The 16,109-nt window shown below is 42.5% G+C and carries 13 protein-coding genes; 8 read left to right on the top strand and 5 right to left on the bottom strand.

Going from position 1 to position 16,109, the window contains the following annotated elements:
* The 4 genes from LC608_RS32265 to LC608_RS32250 all read left to right on the top strand — a co-directional run.
* On the top strand, nucleotides 1-783 hold a 783-nt coding region (locus LC608_RS32265; RefSeq protein ID WP_229557456.1), incomplete at its 5' end, for an efflux RND transporter periplasmic adaptor subunit.
* A 55-nt stretch (nucleotides 784-838) separates the two neighbouring features.
* Nucleotides 839-1,174, top strand: a complete 336-nt coding sequence (locus tag LC608_RS32260) for a DUF2834 domain-containing protein (protein WP_229557455.1) — start codon at nucleotides 839-841, stop codon at nucleotides 1,172-1,174.
* 14 nt (nucleotides 1,175-1,188) lie between these two features.
* Nucleotides 1,189-2,355, top strand: a complete 1,167-nt coding sequence (devC, locus tag LC608_RS32255; RefSeq protein WP_229557454.1) for an ABC transporter permease DevC — start codon at nucleotides 1,189-1,191, stop codon at nucleotides 2,353-2,355.
* Between the two features lie 69 nt (nucleotides 2,356-2,424).
* Nucleotides 2,425-3,177, top strand: a complete 753-nt coding sequence (locus tag LC608_RS32250) for a DevA family ABC transporter ATP-binding protein (RefSeq protein ID WP_229557453.1) — start codon at nucleotides 2,425-2,427, stop codon at nucleotides 3,175-3,177.
* Between the two features lie 418 nt (nucleotides 3,178-3,595).
* Here LC608_RS32250 and LC608_RS32245 read toward each other — a convergent pair whose 3' ends face one another.
* Nucleotides 3,596-4,252, bottom strand: coding sequence for a GAP family protein (locus LC608_RS32245; RefSeq protein WP_229557452.1), 657 nt, complete (start codon nucleotides 4,250-4,252; stop codon nucleotides 3,596-3,598).
* A 372-nt stretch (nucleotides 4,253-4,624) separates the two neighbouring features.
* Between LC608_RS32245 and nifJ the strand changes: the two genes are divergently transcribed.
* The 4 genes from nifJ (at nucleotide 4,625) to LC608_RS32230 (ending at nucleotide 11,187) form a co-directional block, all read left to right on the top strand.
* Entirely contained in the window at nucleotides 4,625-8,260 is a 3,636-nt protein-coding gene (gene nifJ / locus LC608_RS32240; RefSeq protein WP_229557451.1) for a pyruvate:ferredoxin (flavodoxin) oxidoreductase, read from the top strand.
* Between the two features lie 77 nt (nucleotides 8,261-8,337).
* The gene (locus LC608_RS37065; protein WP_267871289.1) at nucleotides 8,338-8,469 is read left to right on the top strand and encodes a hypothetical protein; all 132 of its coding nucleotides are present in this window, start codon (nucleotides 8,338-8,340) and stop codon (nucleotides 8,467-8,469) included.
* A gap of 65 nt (nucleotides 8,470-8,534) precedes the next feature.
* Nucleotides 8,535-9,581 (top strand): serine/threonine-protein kinase, encoded by a 1,047-nt coding sequence (locus LC608_RS32235; RefSeq protein ID WP_229557450.1) that lies wholly within the window; start codon nucleotides 8,535-8,537, stop codon nucleotides 9,579-9,581.
* 283 nt (nucleotides 9,582-9,864) lie between these two features.
* Nucleotides 9,865-11,187, top strand: a complete 1,323-nt coding sequence (locus LC608_RS32230; protein ID WP_229557449.1) for a serine/threonine-protein kinase — start codon at nucleotides 9,865-9,867, stop codon at nucleotides 11,185-11,187.
* Here the strand turns inward: LC608_RS32230 and LC608_RS32225 are convergent.
* From LC608_RS32225 to LC608_RS32210, 4 genes are all read right to left on the bottom strand, one after another.
* Entirely contained in the window at nucleotides 11,119-11,973 is an 855-nt protein-coding gene (locus LC608_RS32225) for a transposase (RefSeq protein ID WP_229557457.1), read from the bottom strand. The genes LC608_RS32230 and LC608_RS32225 overlap by 69 nt on opposite strands.
* 117 nt (nucleotides 11,974-12,090) lie before the next feature.
* Nucleotides 12,091-13,329, bottom strand: a complete 1,239-nt coding sequence (locus tag LC608_RS32220; RefSeq protein WP_229557448.1) for a M20 family metallopeptidase — start codon at nucleotides 13,327-13,329, stop codon at nucleotides 12,091-12,093.
* Between the two features lie 64 nt (nucleotides 13,330-13,393).
* Nucleotides 13,394-14,083: a dethiobiotin synthase gene (gene bioD, locus LC608_RS32215; RefSeq protein ID WP_229557447.1), complete on the bottom strand. Its 690-nt coding sequence runs from the start codon at nucleotides 14,081-14,083 to the stop codon at nucleotides 13,394-13,396.
* Nucleotides 14,083-15,819, bottom strand: coding sequence for a serine/threonine-protein kinase (locus LC608_RS32210; protein ID WP_229557446.1), 1,737 nt, complete (start codon nucleotides 15,817-15,819; stop codon nucleotides 14,083-14,085). The genes bioD and LC608_RS32210 overlap by 1 nt, the downstream gene beginning before the upstream one ends.
* Nucleotides 15,820-16,109 lie beyond the last annotated feature (290 nt).

Here is a 16,109-nt window from a genome sequence, read left to right as displayed (position 1 = left end):
CAAGGCTTTCACTTGCATCTGACCGAGAGTTCAGCCTTTAATGACAGTAATCTGCTGTCGGGCTGGCTTAGTTATTTACGGACTGACTACCGTGATTCACTAATCAACGAATCGCACTCTAATTCTTTGTACGATAGCAAAGGTTTAACTGTAGAAACTGCCAAACAGCAAGTAGACGAAGCCAAAGCAGTTCTTAACCGGATTAACACCACTGCTAGCAAACAACTTGCCGAAGCCAAAGCAGCACTCGCCCGTACTAACGCTACTGGTAACAAGCAAGTTAATGAAGCCAAAGCCACACTTAACAGTATTGCAGAAGTGCGACCTGTAGATGTAGCCGCAGCTAAGACAGAAGTTGAAAATGCGATCGCCACCCTCAAACATGCTCAAACCGAGTTGGCGGGTGCTTACATTAAAGCACCGATGGCGGGACAAATCATCAAAATTCATACGCGAGTGGGAGAAAAAATTAGTGCTTCTGGCATTGCAGACTTAGCTCAAACAAACCAGATGATGGCGATCGCAGAAGTTTATCAAACCGACATCGGTAAAGTGAAACTAGGACAACAGGCAGTGATTAGCAGTCAGGCATTTGTCGGTGAACTGCGAGGAACCGTTGCCCAAATTGGCTTGCAGGTGAATAGACAAAACGTTTTCAGCAACCAGCCAGGAGAGAACCTTGATAGCCGAGTAGTTGAGGTGAAAATTCGCCTCAATCCTAAAGACAGCAAACGAGTTGCAGGTTTCACTAACTTACAGGTACAGACAGCAATTGAAATATAGAGTTGTTGTCCGCTATCTCGTGTATTCCATCATTTTTTATAAGGTGAATTCAATCATGCTTAAAGTCATATATCTTCTGCTTTGTGTACTTGGCTTCGTTCTACCTTACTCCCAGTTGGTTCCATTTATCTTAGAGCATGGTCTTGATATAAAGCTGTTTTTTGAACAACTTTTTGCCAACAAAATTTCTGGTTTTTTTGGCATGGATGTTATTGTTTCATCCCTAGTCTTGTGGACATTCGTATTTTGGGAAGGAACACGTCTGAAAATGCAAAATCTCTGGGTTTACGTTGTCTGTAATCTTTTAGTTGGTGTTTCTTTAGGTCTTCCCTTATTTCTTTTCATGCGAGAGCGCCAGCTTGAACAGCAAGCTGAAACACTGGGTTATTAAAGAGTTTTTTAAATATGTTTTCTAAATTATTTCGCAAAACGCCGCTAGCATGGCGGCAGTTAATGAAAGAAAAAACCCGTCTGGCTGTTGCAGTCGCAGGTATTACCTTTGCCGATATGCTGATGTTTATCCAATTGGGATTTGAAAGTGCGCTTTTTGATGCTGCTGTGAAACCTCATCGCAATTTACAGGCAGATTTGGTTTTAATTAGTCCCCAATTTCAAACTTTGTTTTCTGTAAAAAACTTTTCCAGAGAGCGACTATATCAAACATTAGGTTATGAAGGTGTTCAGTCAGTTAATTCTGTCTACATCAGTACTGGACAGTGGCGAAATCCTGAAACACGTCTTGAGCGTGCCATTTTGGTTTGGGGTGTCGATCCGGCACAATCACCATTCAAATCGCCCGAAATTAAACAAAATCAGGATCACCTTAAACAGTTGTATCAAGTTCTGTTCGACCAGGCAGGTCGTCCAGAATACGGGGCAGTTGGCGATATCTTTAAGAAAACAGGCAAATTTGACACGGAACTCAATAGTAAAGCCGTCTTTGTTAAAGGCTTGTTTACTGATGGTGCTTCCTTTGCTGCCGATGGTAATGTGATCACCAGTGACTCGACCTTTCTCCAACTATTTCCACAGCGTAAACCCGATCGCATCGAAGTTGGATTGATTACGCTTAAACCAGATGCCGATACAGAAAAAGTGCGATCGCAACTTGTTAATGGACTACCTAAAGATGTCAGATTCCTCACTCCAGAAGAGTTTGCCAAAGTGGAGAGAACTTACTGGGAAGCTGGTACTGGCATTGGTTTTATTTTCGGTTTAGGTACAGCAGTCGGGTTTATTGTTGGTATCGTGATTGTCTACCAAATCCTTTACTCGGATGTTTCTGACCACTTGCCAGAATATGCCACCCTCAAAGCAATGGGATACACCGATAATTATCTCTTAGGAGTTCTAATTCAGGAAGCGTTGTTGTTGGCTATGTTAGGTTTTCTGCCTGGATTCATCCTTTCTTTTGGATTGTATCAAGTTACCTACGCTGCAACGATGCTTCCTATTTTCATGAAAATGGAACGGGCTATACAGGTTTGGATTTTGACAGTGATCATGTGCAGTGTTTCTGGAGCGATCGCAATGCGGAAGTTACGATCTGCTGACCCTGCCGATGTTTTTTAAATGCGATTAATTGCGTCTGTACAAAAATTAGTAATTATCTCCCCCATACCCAATGCCCTATAAAATCTTATGTTGCAAAAATCTCTACCAGTAAATTCCAACTCAACACTTTCTAATTTAGAATCTGTAATTTCTATTAGTAACCTCAACCACTACTTTGGTGAAGGTGGGCTTCGCAAACAAGTATTATTTGACATTAATTTAGAGATTAACGCTGGTGAAATCGTTATCATGACTGGCCCCTCTGGTTCGGGAAAAACCACCTTGTTAACCTTAATGGGTGGATTGCGTTCTGCTCAAGAAGGTAGTCTCAAAATCTTAGGGGAGGAAATTCGTGGCGCTAAAAAGTTGCAATTAACTAAACTTCGCCGCCAGATTGGCTATATTTTCCAGGCTCATAACCTGATGAATTTTTTAACAGCAAGAGAAAATGTGCGGATGTCTTTAGAGTTGCATGACGATTTTCTGAATCAGGATATCAATGCCAAAGCGATCGCTATTTTGGAAACTGTCGGTTTAGCTGATCGTATAGATTATTACCCAGAGAAACTATCTGGAGGGCAAAAACAACGGGTAGCGATCGCTCGTGCTTTAGTTAGCCATCCTAAGATTGTTTTAGCAGATGAACCGACTGCTGCACTCGACAAAAAATCTGGGCGTGATGTCGTAGAAATAATGCAGAAGCTAGCCAAAGAACAAGGTTGTACGATTTTGCTAGTTACCCACGACAATCGTATCCTTGATATTGCCGATCGCATCATTTATATGGAAGATGGTCAACTGAAGACAGATGGCGCAGATTCTACCACAACAAGCAAGTAAGACTAATTAGTAACTCGTCAAACTTACTTAATAATGGCTGCTGAGAGGTATAAAGTAGAAGTAAAGATCAAGTCGAATTTAATAAGCAAAATACCTAATTGCTTTATCACAATGCCTTATTGCTTTCTCATTTCGGTAGATTCAGCAAGTCAAATGCCTGTTTGCTTTCTCATGTGAGTAATTCACGCATTCATCTTGTTCGGTGTATCATTAAGCCGTTATTAAGCGATCGCGTTCGGTTGATTGAGCAAAAATCTTTCAGAGGTTTACTGGTATCTTTGCGGCTCACCAATTCAATATCGGCGATGCCAAGGATTTGAAGCCATCAACCAAATATTAAAAACCAAAACGGATGATAATAGTTCTTTAAGTTAGTAAGATCAGTCACTTTTTAAATAAATTTAACTTTGACAAAAAACTATCTAAAAAACTGAACGAGACTGTTAATAATAAATAAAACCCCAATAGCACTTAAAACAAAGGGTAAAATTTTGCTTATCCAACTGTTTATTCGATAATTAAATTCTTTTAGAGAATTAACAATATTGTCATTCAATATAAGATAAGCTGCAACCATTATCAATAATGGAAAGATAAAAATTAAATCGTATAATGCCCAAATTAATATAAACATTTGGATTGAAAGATGGGCATCAGTTAATTGCTTGAGAGCAGCGATATGAGGTAATGCAGTTGGAGTTTCGACAATGACAATGGTAAAACCTACTAAAAAAATATGTAGCGGCTTGAGTGAAAGAGGCTGTAGATTTTTTGTAGAAGGTTTAAAAATTCTTGGTGCATTACATCCTACAATCAATAATACTATTCCTACAAGGAATTGTAATCCATAAATACTTTCACCAACAAAATTTAAAACTTGTTGGATTACTTGTATCATACCCCAAGCGATTAACAGCCCTGAGAACAAAAGGCCAACATATTCCCCAAGAGTAAAAGCTAATGCACAAATCACAGGCCTCGGTGTACTCAGTAGATAAATTTGTACTGCAAAGCCATTAGGATTAATGCTGCCAATTACTGAGATTGCTGCCAGAGAAAGTAAAAAAGATATCATACTTAAATACTAAATTTGTTTTGAGTTTTCTTGAAGCAAAATATATCAGAAATTCCCGACCCTATACCCCACAAAAAAGAATAAATTATTTTAAAGTCCTTTAAAACGGAGGCTTTGGTTATTGAGTACATTATTAATACATATTGATAGATGCAGTGTTGCGGATGAGATATTAATAAATGCAGTATTTATTGAAGGTTAACTTCAGAGCCAAAAGTCATCAATAAATTATCCTTTAATCACGGAGCAAATCCTACCGATAAATTTTTAATAATGTAGATAATACACTCAACTTCTAGTTTTGGCTATTTTTGATTCTTATATTCACATGTTCTGATAATGCAGCTTAGAGGCGGGGACAAAAATCCAATTATGAACAAAACCTTTGCAACCATCGACGGGAATGAGGCTGTTGCCCGTGTTGCTTACAAATTAAATGAAGTGATTGCCATTTATCCCATCACCCCCTCTTCAGCAATGGGTGAATGGGCAGATGCTTGGTCAGCAGAAAGTCATCCTAACCTCTGGGGTACCGTTCCCAGCGTCGTGCAGATGCAGAGCGAAGGGGGAGCCGCAGGTGCTGTGCATGGGGCATTACAAACAGGTTCCTTGAGTACCACCTTCACGGCATCTCAGGGATTATTGTTGATGATACCTAACTTCTACAAAATTGCTGGTGAACTGACTAGCGCTGTGGTTCACGTTGCCGCCCGTTCCTTGGCTACCCATGCGTTATCAATTTTTGGTGATCATAGCGACGTAATGGCAGCTCGTGCAACTGGTTTTGCTCTGCTGTGTTCCGCTTCGGTGCAGGAAAGCCAAGATTTTGCTCTCATTGCTCATGCTGCTACCTTAGAGACGCGAGTTTCGTTTATGCACTTCTTTGACGGTTTCCGTACTTCGCATGAAGTGCAGAAAGTCAAATTGCTGTCAGATGAGGATTTACGATCGCTAATCCACGATAATCTAATACTCGCCCATCGCAGCCGTGCGCTCACCCCAGACCGTCCAGTATTGCGCGGTACTGCTCAAAACCCCGATGTCTACTTCCAAGGACGGGAAGGGGCTAACCCTTACTACAACGCCTGTCCAGAAATTGTCCAACGCATCATGGATGAATTTGGAGAACGCACGGGAAGGCATTACAAAATCTATGAATATTACGGGGCTAACGATGCCGATCGCGTTATCGTTCTGATGGGTTCAGGTTGTGAAACTGTCCATGAAACAGTAGATTATCTTAACGCCCGTGGTGAAAAACTTGGTGTAGTTAAAGTGCGACTTTACCGCCCCTTTGATGTCCAAAGGTTTGTTGCAGTATTACCAAATAGTGTACAAGCGATCGCAGTTCTCGACCGCACCAAAGAAGCAGGTAGCGCCGGAGAACCTTTGTATTTAGATGTTGTGGCTGCTATTCATGAAGCGTGGGGAGATAAGAGAGCAGGGGGAGCAGGGGAGGCAGGGGAGGCAGGGGGAGAAAATACTTTCTCATACCCTAAAATTATTGGTGGTCGTTACGGTCTTTCTTCTAAGGAATTTACTCCGGCGATGGTGAAGGGCATTTTTGACAATCTTGCTCAAGCTAAATCGAAAAATCACTTTACTATCGGGATTAATGACGACGTTAGTCATACTTCCTTGAGCTTTGACCCTAATTTCTCTACAGAATCGGATAATGTTGTCAGGGCAATGTTCTATGGGTTGGGTGCTGATGGTACAGTTGGGGCTAACAAAAACTCCATCAAGATTATTGGTGAAGAAACTGACAACTACGCCCAAGGCTACTTTGTCTTTGACTCCAAAAAATCTGGCTCAATGACTGTCTCTCATTTACGTTTCGGTAAAGAGCCAATTCGTTCCACCTACTTAATTGACCAAGCCAACTTTATTGGTTGTCATCACTGGGGATTTTTGGAACGCATAGATATTTTGAAAGCTGCTATTCCTGGGGCGACTTTGTTGCTTAATAGTCCTTATGATGCAGATACCGTCTGGGAATATCTGCCCTTGAAGGTGCAGCAGCAAATTATCGATAAGCATTTGAAGTTATACGTAATCAACGCTAGCCAGGTTGCCCGTGAAAGTGGTATGGGTGGCAGAATTAACACTATTATGCAAGTATGCTTCTTTGCCTTAGCGGGTGTATTGCCGCAAGAAGAAGCCATCGCTAAAATCAAACAAGCGATTGAAAAAACCTATGGTAAAAAAGGCGTAGAAGTTGTCCGCATGAATTTGAAAGCTGTAGATAACACCTTAGACAACTTGCATAAAGTAGATGTCCCACAAACAATTCTCACAGACGCGATTAATCGCGTCTCTACTCCAAACTCTTGTACAGACGCGATTAATCGCGTCTCCGCTCCCAAATTTGTGCAAGAAGTCTTGGGCAAAATCATGATTTGGGAAGGTGATGATTTACCTGTTAGCACACTACCTGTTGATGGCACTTTTCCCGTAGGTACTGCCAAGTGGGAAAAACGTAACATTGCCGAAGAGATACCTGTATGGGAGCCGGATGTCTGCGTTCAATGTGGTAAGTGCGTGATGGTTTGTCCCCACAGTGCCATCCGGGCAAAAGCTTATCAAGCGGATGAGTTAGCCAATGCACCAGGAACCTTCAAGTCAACTGGTGCAAAAGATAAAGACTTTGCCAATCAAAAATTTACCATTCAAGTTGCCCCAGAAGATTGCACAGGATGCACTATTTGTGTAAATATTTGCCCTGCTAAAGATAAATCTGAGCCATTGCGGAAAGCGATTAACATGGCACAGCAGTTGCCATTGCGGGAAGAAGAGCGAAAAAACTGGGATTTCTTCTTGAGTTTACCCAATCCTGATAGGCGATCGCTAAAATTAAACCAGATTCGCCAACAACAACTGCAAGAACCTTTATTTGAATTCTCTGGTGCTTGTGCAGGTTGTGGTGAAACACCTTACTTAAAATTATTAACACAATTGTTTGGCGATCGCGCCGTCATCGCCAATGCTACAGGTTGTTCCTCAATTTATGGTGGCAACCTCCCCACAACACCTTGGACAACTAACGCTCAAGGACGCGGCCCGGCGTGGTCAAATAACCTATTTGAAGATAACGCCGAATTCGGTTTTGGCTTCCGTCTCTCCCTCGACAAACAAGCTGAGTTTGCAGCAGAATTGTTGCAACAATTGGGGAGTGAAATAGATGAAAATCTTGTCTATTCCATCCTGAAAGCTGAACAAAAATCTGAGGCTGACATTTGGGAACAGCGCGAAAGAATAGAACTTTTGCAGCAGAGGTTAGATGAAATCGTAACTCTCGATCTTAATCTAAAATCCAAAATCCAAAATCTAAAATCTCTTGCCGATTACTTGGTGAGAAAAAGCGTCTGGATTGTTGGCGGTGACGGTTGGGCTTATGATATTGACTTTGGCGGTATCGATCATGTGATTGCTAGTGGTCGAAATGTGAACATCTTGGTGATGGATACAGAAGTGTATTCTAATACAGGCGGTCAATCTTCCAAAGCTACGCCACGAGCCGCAGTTGCTAAATATGCCGCCAGTGGTAAGCCTGCACCTAAAAAAGACTTAGGGATGATTGCCATGACCTACGGAAATGTCTACGTAGCGAGTGTAGCCCTTGGCGCTAGAGATGAACATACCCTGAAAGCATTTCTGGAAGCAGAAGCTTATGATGGCCCATCAATAATTATTGCTTACAGCCATTGCATTGCCCACGGCATTAATATGACCACAGGGATGAATCATCAGAAAACTCTGGTAGAATCAGGTCGGTGGTTGCTGTATCGGCATAATCCAGAGTTGCTTAACCAGGGTAAAAATCCATTGCAATTGGATATGCGATTGCCTACGCAATCTGTAGAACATTCGATGTATCAAGAAAATCGCTTCAAAATGCTCACCAAGAGCAAACCAGACGTAGCCAAGCACTTGTTAGAACAAGCGCAAGCTGAGGTAGATGCACGTTGGCAGATGTACCAATATCTCGCAAAGCGCGATACTTTCTGAACATCATCTCTGAATTTCGTTATTAAAATTGCGGCTTGAGTTACTAAAGTCGCAATTTTCGTAACAAAAGAATCGTTTTGGTTACTAAAATCGTTATTTACGTTACTAACGCTGACAGATTCCTTTACAATACCAATGCTCCCTTTGCCATGACTACTGTTGGTGTAGATGCGATCGCTTTCCAGGCGCGTAGGCGTAGCTCGCCCTAGGCATCGCATCCACAGGAGAATAGCTATATGCAAAAATTAATATAACTCTCTGAGATAATCAACCAATGACTTGGGCATCTGGACAAAAGTTACACCGCGATCGGTATGAAATTAAGCAACAGTTAGGACAGGGGAACTTCGCTATTACTTATCTTGCTGAGGAGCCAGATGGCCAGAAAGTTGTGATTAAAATATTAGATTCCAATTTGCTTAATCAATTAAGTAACCAAGACCGCGATCGCTTAAAATCAGGTTTTGCTGATGAATCTCGCAAACTAGCAATATGCAAACATCCGAATATTGTCCAAGTCATTGATACCTTCGAGGAAGGTGATTTAAAATGCATGGTCATGGACTATATTCAAGGAGATAATTTAGCCAAGATTGTCCAACCGCGAGGATTTCTCCCAGCAAAAGAGGCCGTAGATTATATTCAACAAATTGGGAAAGCACTCATCGTAGTGCATGAACAAGGATTTTTGCATCGAGATGTGAAACCAGAAAATATCATTTTGCGGGCAGGTACGCATCAGGTTGTTTTGATAAACTTCGACTTAGCACGAAGATTTATTGATAACCCAGTGTCAAGTCGCGGTAACTTGGTTGACAACTTTACACCAATTGAACTGTATTCCAACTCTCCTAAACAACAGGCGCGGCGTAAACCTTGGACTGATATTTATTCTCTTGCGGCAACTTTATATTTTTTATTAACAGGAAAACTGCCAGAAATTGCTATTGAGCGCCAGGATAACAATAAGCGTTTAATTCCGCCGAAAGAATTGAATCATGAGATTAGCGATCGCGTCAATGATGCCATTATTCACGCAATGGAACTACAACCTGACAAGCGTCCCGAAACAGTGGAAGACTGGTTAAAAGAATTGGGTTTCAAAACAGCAGGTTTTTCTCTTCCCAAACTTCCTTGGACACAACCCTTGTGGGCGTGGATATTAGAGATTATGGGTGTATTAGCATTATTTGCAGCCTTGATATCAGGAGTCAAAGACGGCACAGATTTATTCAAAGATTGGTTCCCAGACAAATCAGCACCTACCAATCCCCCAACACAACAAACGCCATCATCTTCCGCTAAACCACAAAATAGGTAATAGGCTAGACTTACGCAAAAGTTAGTTTTAGAGTTGCATTAGTTGCTTTTGCGACTCCAATAGTTAGTTTTCAAGTCACATTAGTTGCTTTTGCGACTCCAATAGTTGGTTTTCAAGTCACATTAGTTGCTTTTGCGACTCCAATAGTTAGTTTTCAAGTCGCATTAGTTGCTTTTGCGACTCCAATAGTTAGTTCAGCAGTAGCCAGAAGACCTCAACATTCCTCTCTGCGCCTCTGCGTGAGCTTATTCAGCAACGCCAACCACGAGAACTCATAAAAAGCGTGTCACAATCAACATTAGCCATTAATAAATCTGGGCGTATGTTCTGGCAAGACGGACAGCTAATATACAACGGCAAATACAAAATAGAAAAACAGTTGGGTGGTGGTGGTTTTGCACTAACCTACCAAGCGATGCATAGCAAGCTAAACCGCCGAGTCGTCATCAAAACCCCCAACATCAGTGTCCAACGAGATCGAGACTATCCCAAATATCTTGAACGCTTCAAAAAAGAAGCACAGATGCTAGCAATGTGTTGTACAGATTCACATCCTCATATTGTGCAAGTATTCGACTTTTTTGTTGAAGAAGATGGTCGCTACTGCTTAGAAATGCAATATATAGCAGGTGAGAGTTTATGGGAATACGTGCAACGCCAAGGGAAATTACCTGGAACTGAAGCTGTAAAATACATCCGCCAACTGGGTTTAGCTTTGGTAGATGTACATAAAAAAGGAGTTTTTCATCTTGATGTTACTCCTCCCAATATTATGCTCAATTTTAATTCAGGGATTCCTAACTCAGGCAAAGCCGTGTTGATAGACTTTGGTATTGCAGGCGATATGTCCCCACCGAGTACCCTGTCTAGGTCTTTTGGTAACAAAGCATTCGCACCTTATGAGTTAACACGGAAAGGAATTCGTCACCCAACAGTTGATATCTACTGCTTGGCTGGATCTTTGTACTATGCCATCACTGGACAACGCCCCACCAATTCCTTTGACCGCAAGTATGAACAAGAGAAATTAGTACCACCAAAGCAACTTGTCTCCAGCCTTAGCTATGGGGTAAATCAAGCAATTCTGAAAGGAATGGCATTAGAGGCAAAAGATCGACCCCAGACAATGGAAGAGTGGTTGAATTTACTCTCCTCCTCGCAAGCTAATATAACAGAAGTGATATTAGCTTCAGATGTGGGGGTAAATTACCAAAACCTAGAGAATTTACTCAAAACGGGTCAATGGAAAGCAGCAGACCAAGAAACCACCAGAGTCATGCTGAAAGCAGCCAAAAAAGAACTGCAAGGCTGGCTTGATTATGAATCCATTGAAAATTTTCCCTGCACAGACTTACGTACAATTGACCAATTGTGGGTAAAATACAGCAATGGTCATTTTGGCTTTAGCGTACAAAAACGCATTTGGCTAGAATGCGATAGCAAAAAAGTAGATTATGAAACGGAGTGTCTTTTGGGCGATCGCTTAGGATGGCGCAACAAAGAAGGCTGGGTAGACAGGAATGCTTACAACTATTCGCTAGACTCTACCCAGGGGCATCTCCCAGGTTCCAATAATATACTTCTTCTCTCGCGTCCAGACTTGTAAATTGTAATCTATAAAGGTTTTCGAGATTTGTAAAACTTTGTGAACAAGATATATTCCACGAAGCCTTGCGGGTTCTAGCTTTCGAGCTTCCTGGCACGTCGGCTGATAGCAATTAGCCAGGATGAACTGTGTTGCTACCGAATTTACTTCAGGATTGACTTCCCATTCGGCCCAAAGTAAACGCATCTGTCCGGGAGATGTTTTTTTCGTCTTTTGCTTGACTACTATCCCAGCTAACAACTTACTTCCCCAGTAATTTCTTTTCTCTGGTTTTGATTGGGGTCGATATTTTTTACAAAAACCTCGGTAGTTACTAGCACACTCATCCAGTGTTCTACCCAGCTTTAAAAACGCTGGATGCCATTGTGTGAGTCCATCATCACTTAGCCTATCGTGAATGCCATAATTGCTAAAATCGTAGAAAAAACCTTGTTGCATTCCTGCGGTTTTGGGGTTGGCGTGGATGTAGCGTAGGGTATTGAGCGCTCTTTTAGTATCTGTATTAGCAAAACTGCTACTGTGATATCTTTTCTCCCAAAAATGTCCCGTGCGGTTAAGCATCCGGTTAAAACACATAGCAGTATACCAATTTAACCAGTGCATAATTTTGGGTAGTTCCTCTGCTTGTGCTGGTTCCAATAAGTAATGCACATGATTGCTCATAATACAAAGAGCATAGAGCTTAAAAGCAAATTTATCCTTTGCTTTCTTAATAGCGTACAGAAAAACTTCCCTACACTCTAAACGTACAAGACGAAATTCGCGGTTATTGCAACGAGTAGTGATGTGATAGCAAAATCCTGATTAAAAATGTCTGCGAGAACGAGGCATGAGCAAATGAGTAAGTAGATGGGTGAAATTAAATCGATTTTATCAATTATTTATTAATACCCATCTACCCACTCAACTAAAAAACTTCTCCACGCATCTAACAAATATTTCCACACCCATTCCCAACGCGGTTTCGTCAAAATCAAACCGAGGATGATGATGGGGATACGCCAAGTCTTTCTCTGGATTCGCAGAACCTAAAAAGAAATAGCAACCAGGAACCTCTTGCAAGAAGAATGACATATCTTCACCAGCCATAGTTTGACATTCTGGCACAATACCTAACGGGGTTTCTACCACTTGTTCTGCTACAGTTCGCACCAATTCCGCCATCTTCATATCATTAATGACTGGTGGATAAAGTGACCAGTATTCAAAGTCATAACTGGCACCATGACTTTGACAAATTCCAGCAATAATCTGCTCGACACGCTGGTTAAAAAAGCCTTTCAAACTAGGATTAAAATACCTGACAGTGGCGCTCATTCTCGCTGTATCAGCAATCACATTTCCCTTAGTTCCAGCATGAAGTTCGCCCACTGTCACCACAGCCGAATCAAGGGGATTAACATTCCGGGCGACAATGGTCTGCAAGGCATTTACGATTTGGGCAGCAACTACAACAGAATCCACCGTTTGATGGGGTAGTGCGCCGTGTCCACCTTTACCCAAAATTGTGCAATTAAAAGACTCCACAGCCGCCATTAACGCCCCAGCCCGCACACCCACTGTTCCCAAGGGCAAATTATTCCACAAGTGCAAACCAATAATCGCGTCTACATTAGGATTTTTCAGCACTCCAGCTTCAATCATCGGCTTTGCGCCTCCTGGTGATTCTTCGGCTGGCTGAAAGATAATTTTTACTATACCGGAGAAGTCTTGGCGATGCTGCTGGAGATAATAAGCTGTACCTAAAGCGATCGCTGTATGTCCATCATGTCCACAAGCGTGCATCACTCCATCATGCTGCGATTTATAGGGCACTTCGTTGAGTTCTTGGATTGGCAAAGCATCCATATCTGCCCGAATCGCTAAAACTTGGGGAGTAGGGAGTAGGGAGTGGGGAGTGGGGAGTTTGTTACCCTTGATGGTGGCAACAATGCCAGTTTGGGCAATGCCAGTTTGCTGGTCAATTCCCCATTCTTGCAGTTTTTGTGAGACAAACTCAGCCGTCATTTTTTCTTGAAAACCCAACTCTGGTTGTTGATGCAATCGCCGCCGCCACTCTACCAATTGTGGTTGCAATGAACGGATCGAAAGTCGGATGCGAGATAAATCAACAGAAGAGGAATTGGGAAAGGTAGAAACCATTATAAAGACAAGCTAGTTTAAGTACAGCTAACTTAAGGCAGCTAACTTAGTTTATTCTCCCAGTTTATCGTTCTGAATGTGTCAGTGTTTCCCAATCTAAATCTGATGCTACTTGAGCAAGTTTATCTAAATCACTCAGGTTATCTAAATAGGGTAAGCAGCCTAAAACTGGTGTGTTAGTAAGTGATTGAATCAATTGCTGTGGTGTCCAGTCAGCTATTTCTGCATCAGTTCGAGGTTGTACGCAGTTGAGAACAATGCCTTTAAGATTGATGCGCGATTGTCTAGCTAATGCTACGTTCGCCACTGCTTGAGCGATCGCACCTAATCTAACTGGCACTACCAATACCGTTGGTAAACGCCATTCTCCGGCTAAATCGGCTACGGTTAATTCTTCAGTTACAGGCGAACCTAACCCACCCAAGGCTTCTACAAGTACAAAATCACGTTGCGATCGCAATTTAGATAAAGCTTGCCAAACTACTGCTAGATCTACTTGGCGATTTTCTCGTGCTGCTGCGATGGGAGGGGCCAAAGGTGCTTGAAAGTACAAAGGTGTAATTTCTTCTGCGGATTGTTCTAGTGTAAATAGCTTTTGATACCACTCGCGATCGCCAATCCCCGATTGAATCGGTTTCATGATTCCCCAGCTACGCTGCGGATAATATTTTTGCCAATAGGCTGCTAAGGCTGTTGTTAAAACAGTTTTACCAGCTTCGGTATCAGTTCCAGTAATCAGTAGTGTGTTTAACATTAATTTCTTTGGCCAGAAAATGGTTGTGTTCCATCAGCTGGCGGAAAACTTGGCGTTTCACCAGTGGTCGGAATTGGGGTAGGTGTCTCTGTCGGAATTGGGATAGGTGTCTCTGTAGGTATTGGGAAGGGTGTCTCTGTTGGAATTGGAGTGGGTGTCTCTGTAGGTATTGGGAAGGGTGTTTCTGTTGGAATTGGAGTGGGTGTTTCTGTAGGTATTGGGATAGGTGTCTCTGTAGGTATTGGTTCTGTTGGTGTTTCTAATGCAACATTGAGGTTATAACTGCTTTCGGCAACTTCGGGAACCAGTGTTAACTCAATAGTATATCTACCAGTAACCAGCAATGTGCCTTTATATGATGTTACTTGTTGGACATTCTGATCAATTGGTTGTTCACTGGGACTGAAGACTGTTAGCAAAACGCTGCTTCCTGGGTCAATAAACGCAGTTAAATTGTCACCTTCCTGCCCAAAAAAAGTATATCGGATGATTTGATTTGTTTTGAGAGTATCTGCAACCGTGGTTGGGTTAGATGCTTTAAGATTGAGCCGCCTACTAGATATAATAGGTTCTTCGGGGGTGGGTGTGGATGTGAATGTAGTACCACCAGAAATAACTGGTGAAGGGAAATTTTGTGGAAGCGTCTCATTTGCTGTTTTCGACTGGCTGCGGATGGAACTTACCAGCGCCCAAGAACCAAATCCCGCTACGATCACTACAGCGATGCCAATTGCTGCGATCGCTAACGGATTATCCAAGAGTGAGCTAGTGGAACTTGGTGGAATTACAGGATCGGGTTGTTTCTTAGGCAAAGCTGCTGGTGGTACTGAATCAGGACGGCGACCAACAGCGATTGTTTGCAAGTTAGACGCATTCAAAGAAGGAAGACTGACTTGCTGCTCTAAAGATTGTAGTGCTTGAGATACAGTAGCAGCACTTTGATAGCGATCGCTCGGTATATGATTCAACATTCGATTCAACACTATAGCAAATCGCGGATTAACTGTTGCCCATCGCTGCCAATTCCAAGTTAGCTGGTTTTCGTCAAATAGATCCCTTGGTTCTTTAGCAGTCAGCAAAACAATTGCTGTTACTGCTAAGGCATACAAATCACTACTAGGATAAGCTCCCCCTGTTTGCATTTGTTCACTAGGAGAGTAGCCTAATTTTCCGACAGTGGTTTCTGGCATTGCACTCTCTGGCGATCGTAAACGAGTTGCCAGTTCTTTTACCACCCCAAAGTCAATTAACACAGGTTTAGCGTCACTATCTCGCAAAATAATATTTTCTGGCGAGATATCTCGGTGAATAATCCCTCGACTGTGAATATGCTCTAAAACAGGCAGCAACAACTTTATCAACTGCAATACTTCAGCCTCAGTGAAGGTTTGACCTACAGCTTGACGTTCAGCCAGCAGAGCTTGGTAAGTTTGACCTGCAACGTAGTCCTCCACCAAAAATAAACGTTGGTCTTGCTCAAATCTTTCCCGGAATTTCGGGACTTGTGGGTGTTCAATTTGATATAAAATGGCAGCTTCTCGGTGAAAAAGCTCTTGTGCCTTCTCCCAAGCCAAAGCCTCCGTTGCTGTTGAAATCAATTCCTTGATCGCGCAAAGTTCGTTAAAGCGCCTCTGGTCTTCTGCCAGATAGGTTCTACCAAATCCTCCTTGTCCGAGAATTTGAATTATGCGATAACGGTTTTGCAAGACAGTGCCAACTGTAAGGGGTGGTTGCATGATCGAATACTTGAGTGTAGTAGCAACTGAGGAGGAAGTCAACAAGAGGCAGGGTGCAGGGGAAGGGAGCCAAGGGGGAAGGAAAAGAGGAATTGGAGCAGGGTGCGGAGGGCAGAGGAGAAAGTTTCCCCTTTTTTCCTAGCTCCCACCTCCCCTGCTTCTTCATTTCCCCCTGCTCCCTGCTCCCCGCTCCCCTGCCTTCTTCAGTCACCCACAAAGATTTAAGCCCAAGAGGCGACGGACAGTTACCTGCGGCAATATTCTACTATACCCAATGGGGAAACCCCCAC

It is taken from the genome of Nostoc sp. XA010 (assembly GCF_020829625.1).
Classification (GTDB): domain Bacteria; phylum Cyanobacteriota; class Cyanobacteriia; order Cyanobacteriales; family Nostocaceae; genus Nostoc.
Note: the sequence above shows the minus strand (reverse complement) of the source record. Positions and strands in the feature narration are given on the sequence as shown.

Excerpts from the sequence above, each read along its gene's own strand:
- LC608_RS32260 (WP_229557455.1), top strand. The coding sequence starts at position 839 with ATGCTTAAAGTCATATATCTTCTGCTTTGTGTACTTGGCTTCGTTCTA.
- devC (WP_229557454.1), top strand. The coding sequence starts at position 1,189 with ATGTTTTCTAAATTATTTCGCAAAACGCCGCTAGCATGGCGGCAGTTA.
- LC608_RS32250 (WP_229557453.1), top strand. The coding sequence starts at position 2,425 with ATGTTGCAAAAATCTCTACCAGTAAATTCCAACTCAACACTTTCTAAT.
- LC608_RS32245 (WP_229557452.1), bottom strand. The coding sequence starts at position 4,252 with ATGATATCTTTTTTACTTTCTCTGGCAGCAATCTCAGTAATTGGCAGC.
- nifJ (WP_229557451.1), top strand. The coding sequence starts at position 4,625 with ATGAACAAAACCTTTGCAACCATCGACGGGAATGAGGCTGTTGCCCGT.
- LC608_RS32235 (WP_229557450.1), top strand. The coding sequence starts at position 8,535 with ATGACTTGGGCATCTGGACAAAAGTTACACCGCGATCGGTATGAAATT.
- LC608_RS32220 (WP_229557448.1), bottom strand. The coding sequence starts at position 13,329 with ATGGTTTCTACCTTTCCCAATTCCTCTTCTGTTGATTTATCTCGCATC.
- bioD (WP_229557447.1), bottom strand. The coding sequence starts at position 14,083 with ATGTTAAACACACTACTGATTACTGGAACTGATACCGAAGCTGGTAAA.
- LC608_RS32210 (WP_229557446.1), bottom strand. The coding sequence starts at position 15,819 with ATGCAACCACCCCTTACAGTTGGCACTGTCTTGCAAAACCGTTATCGC.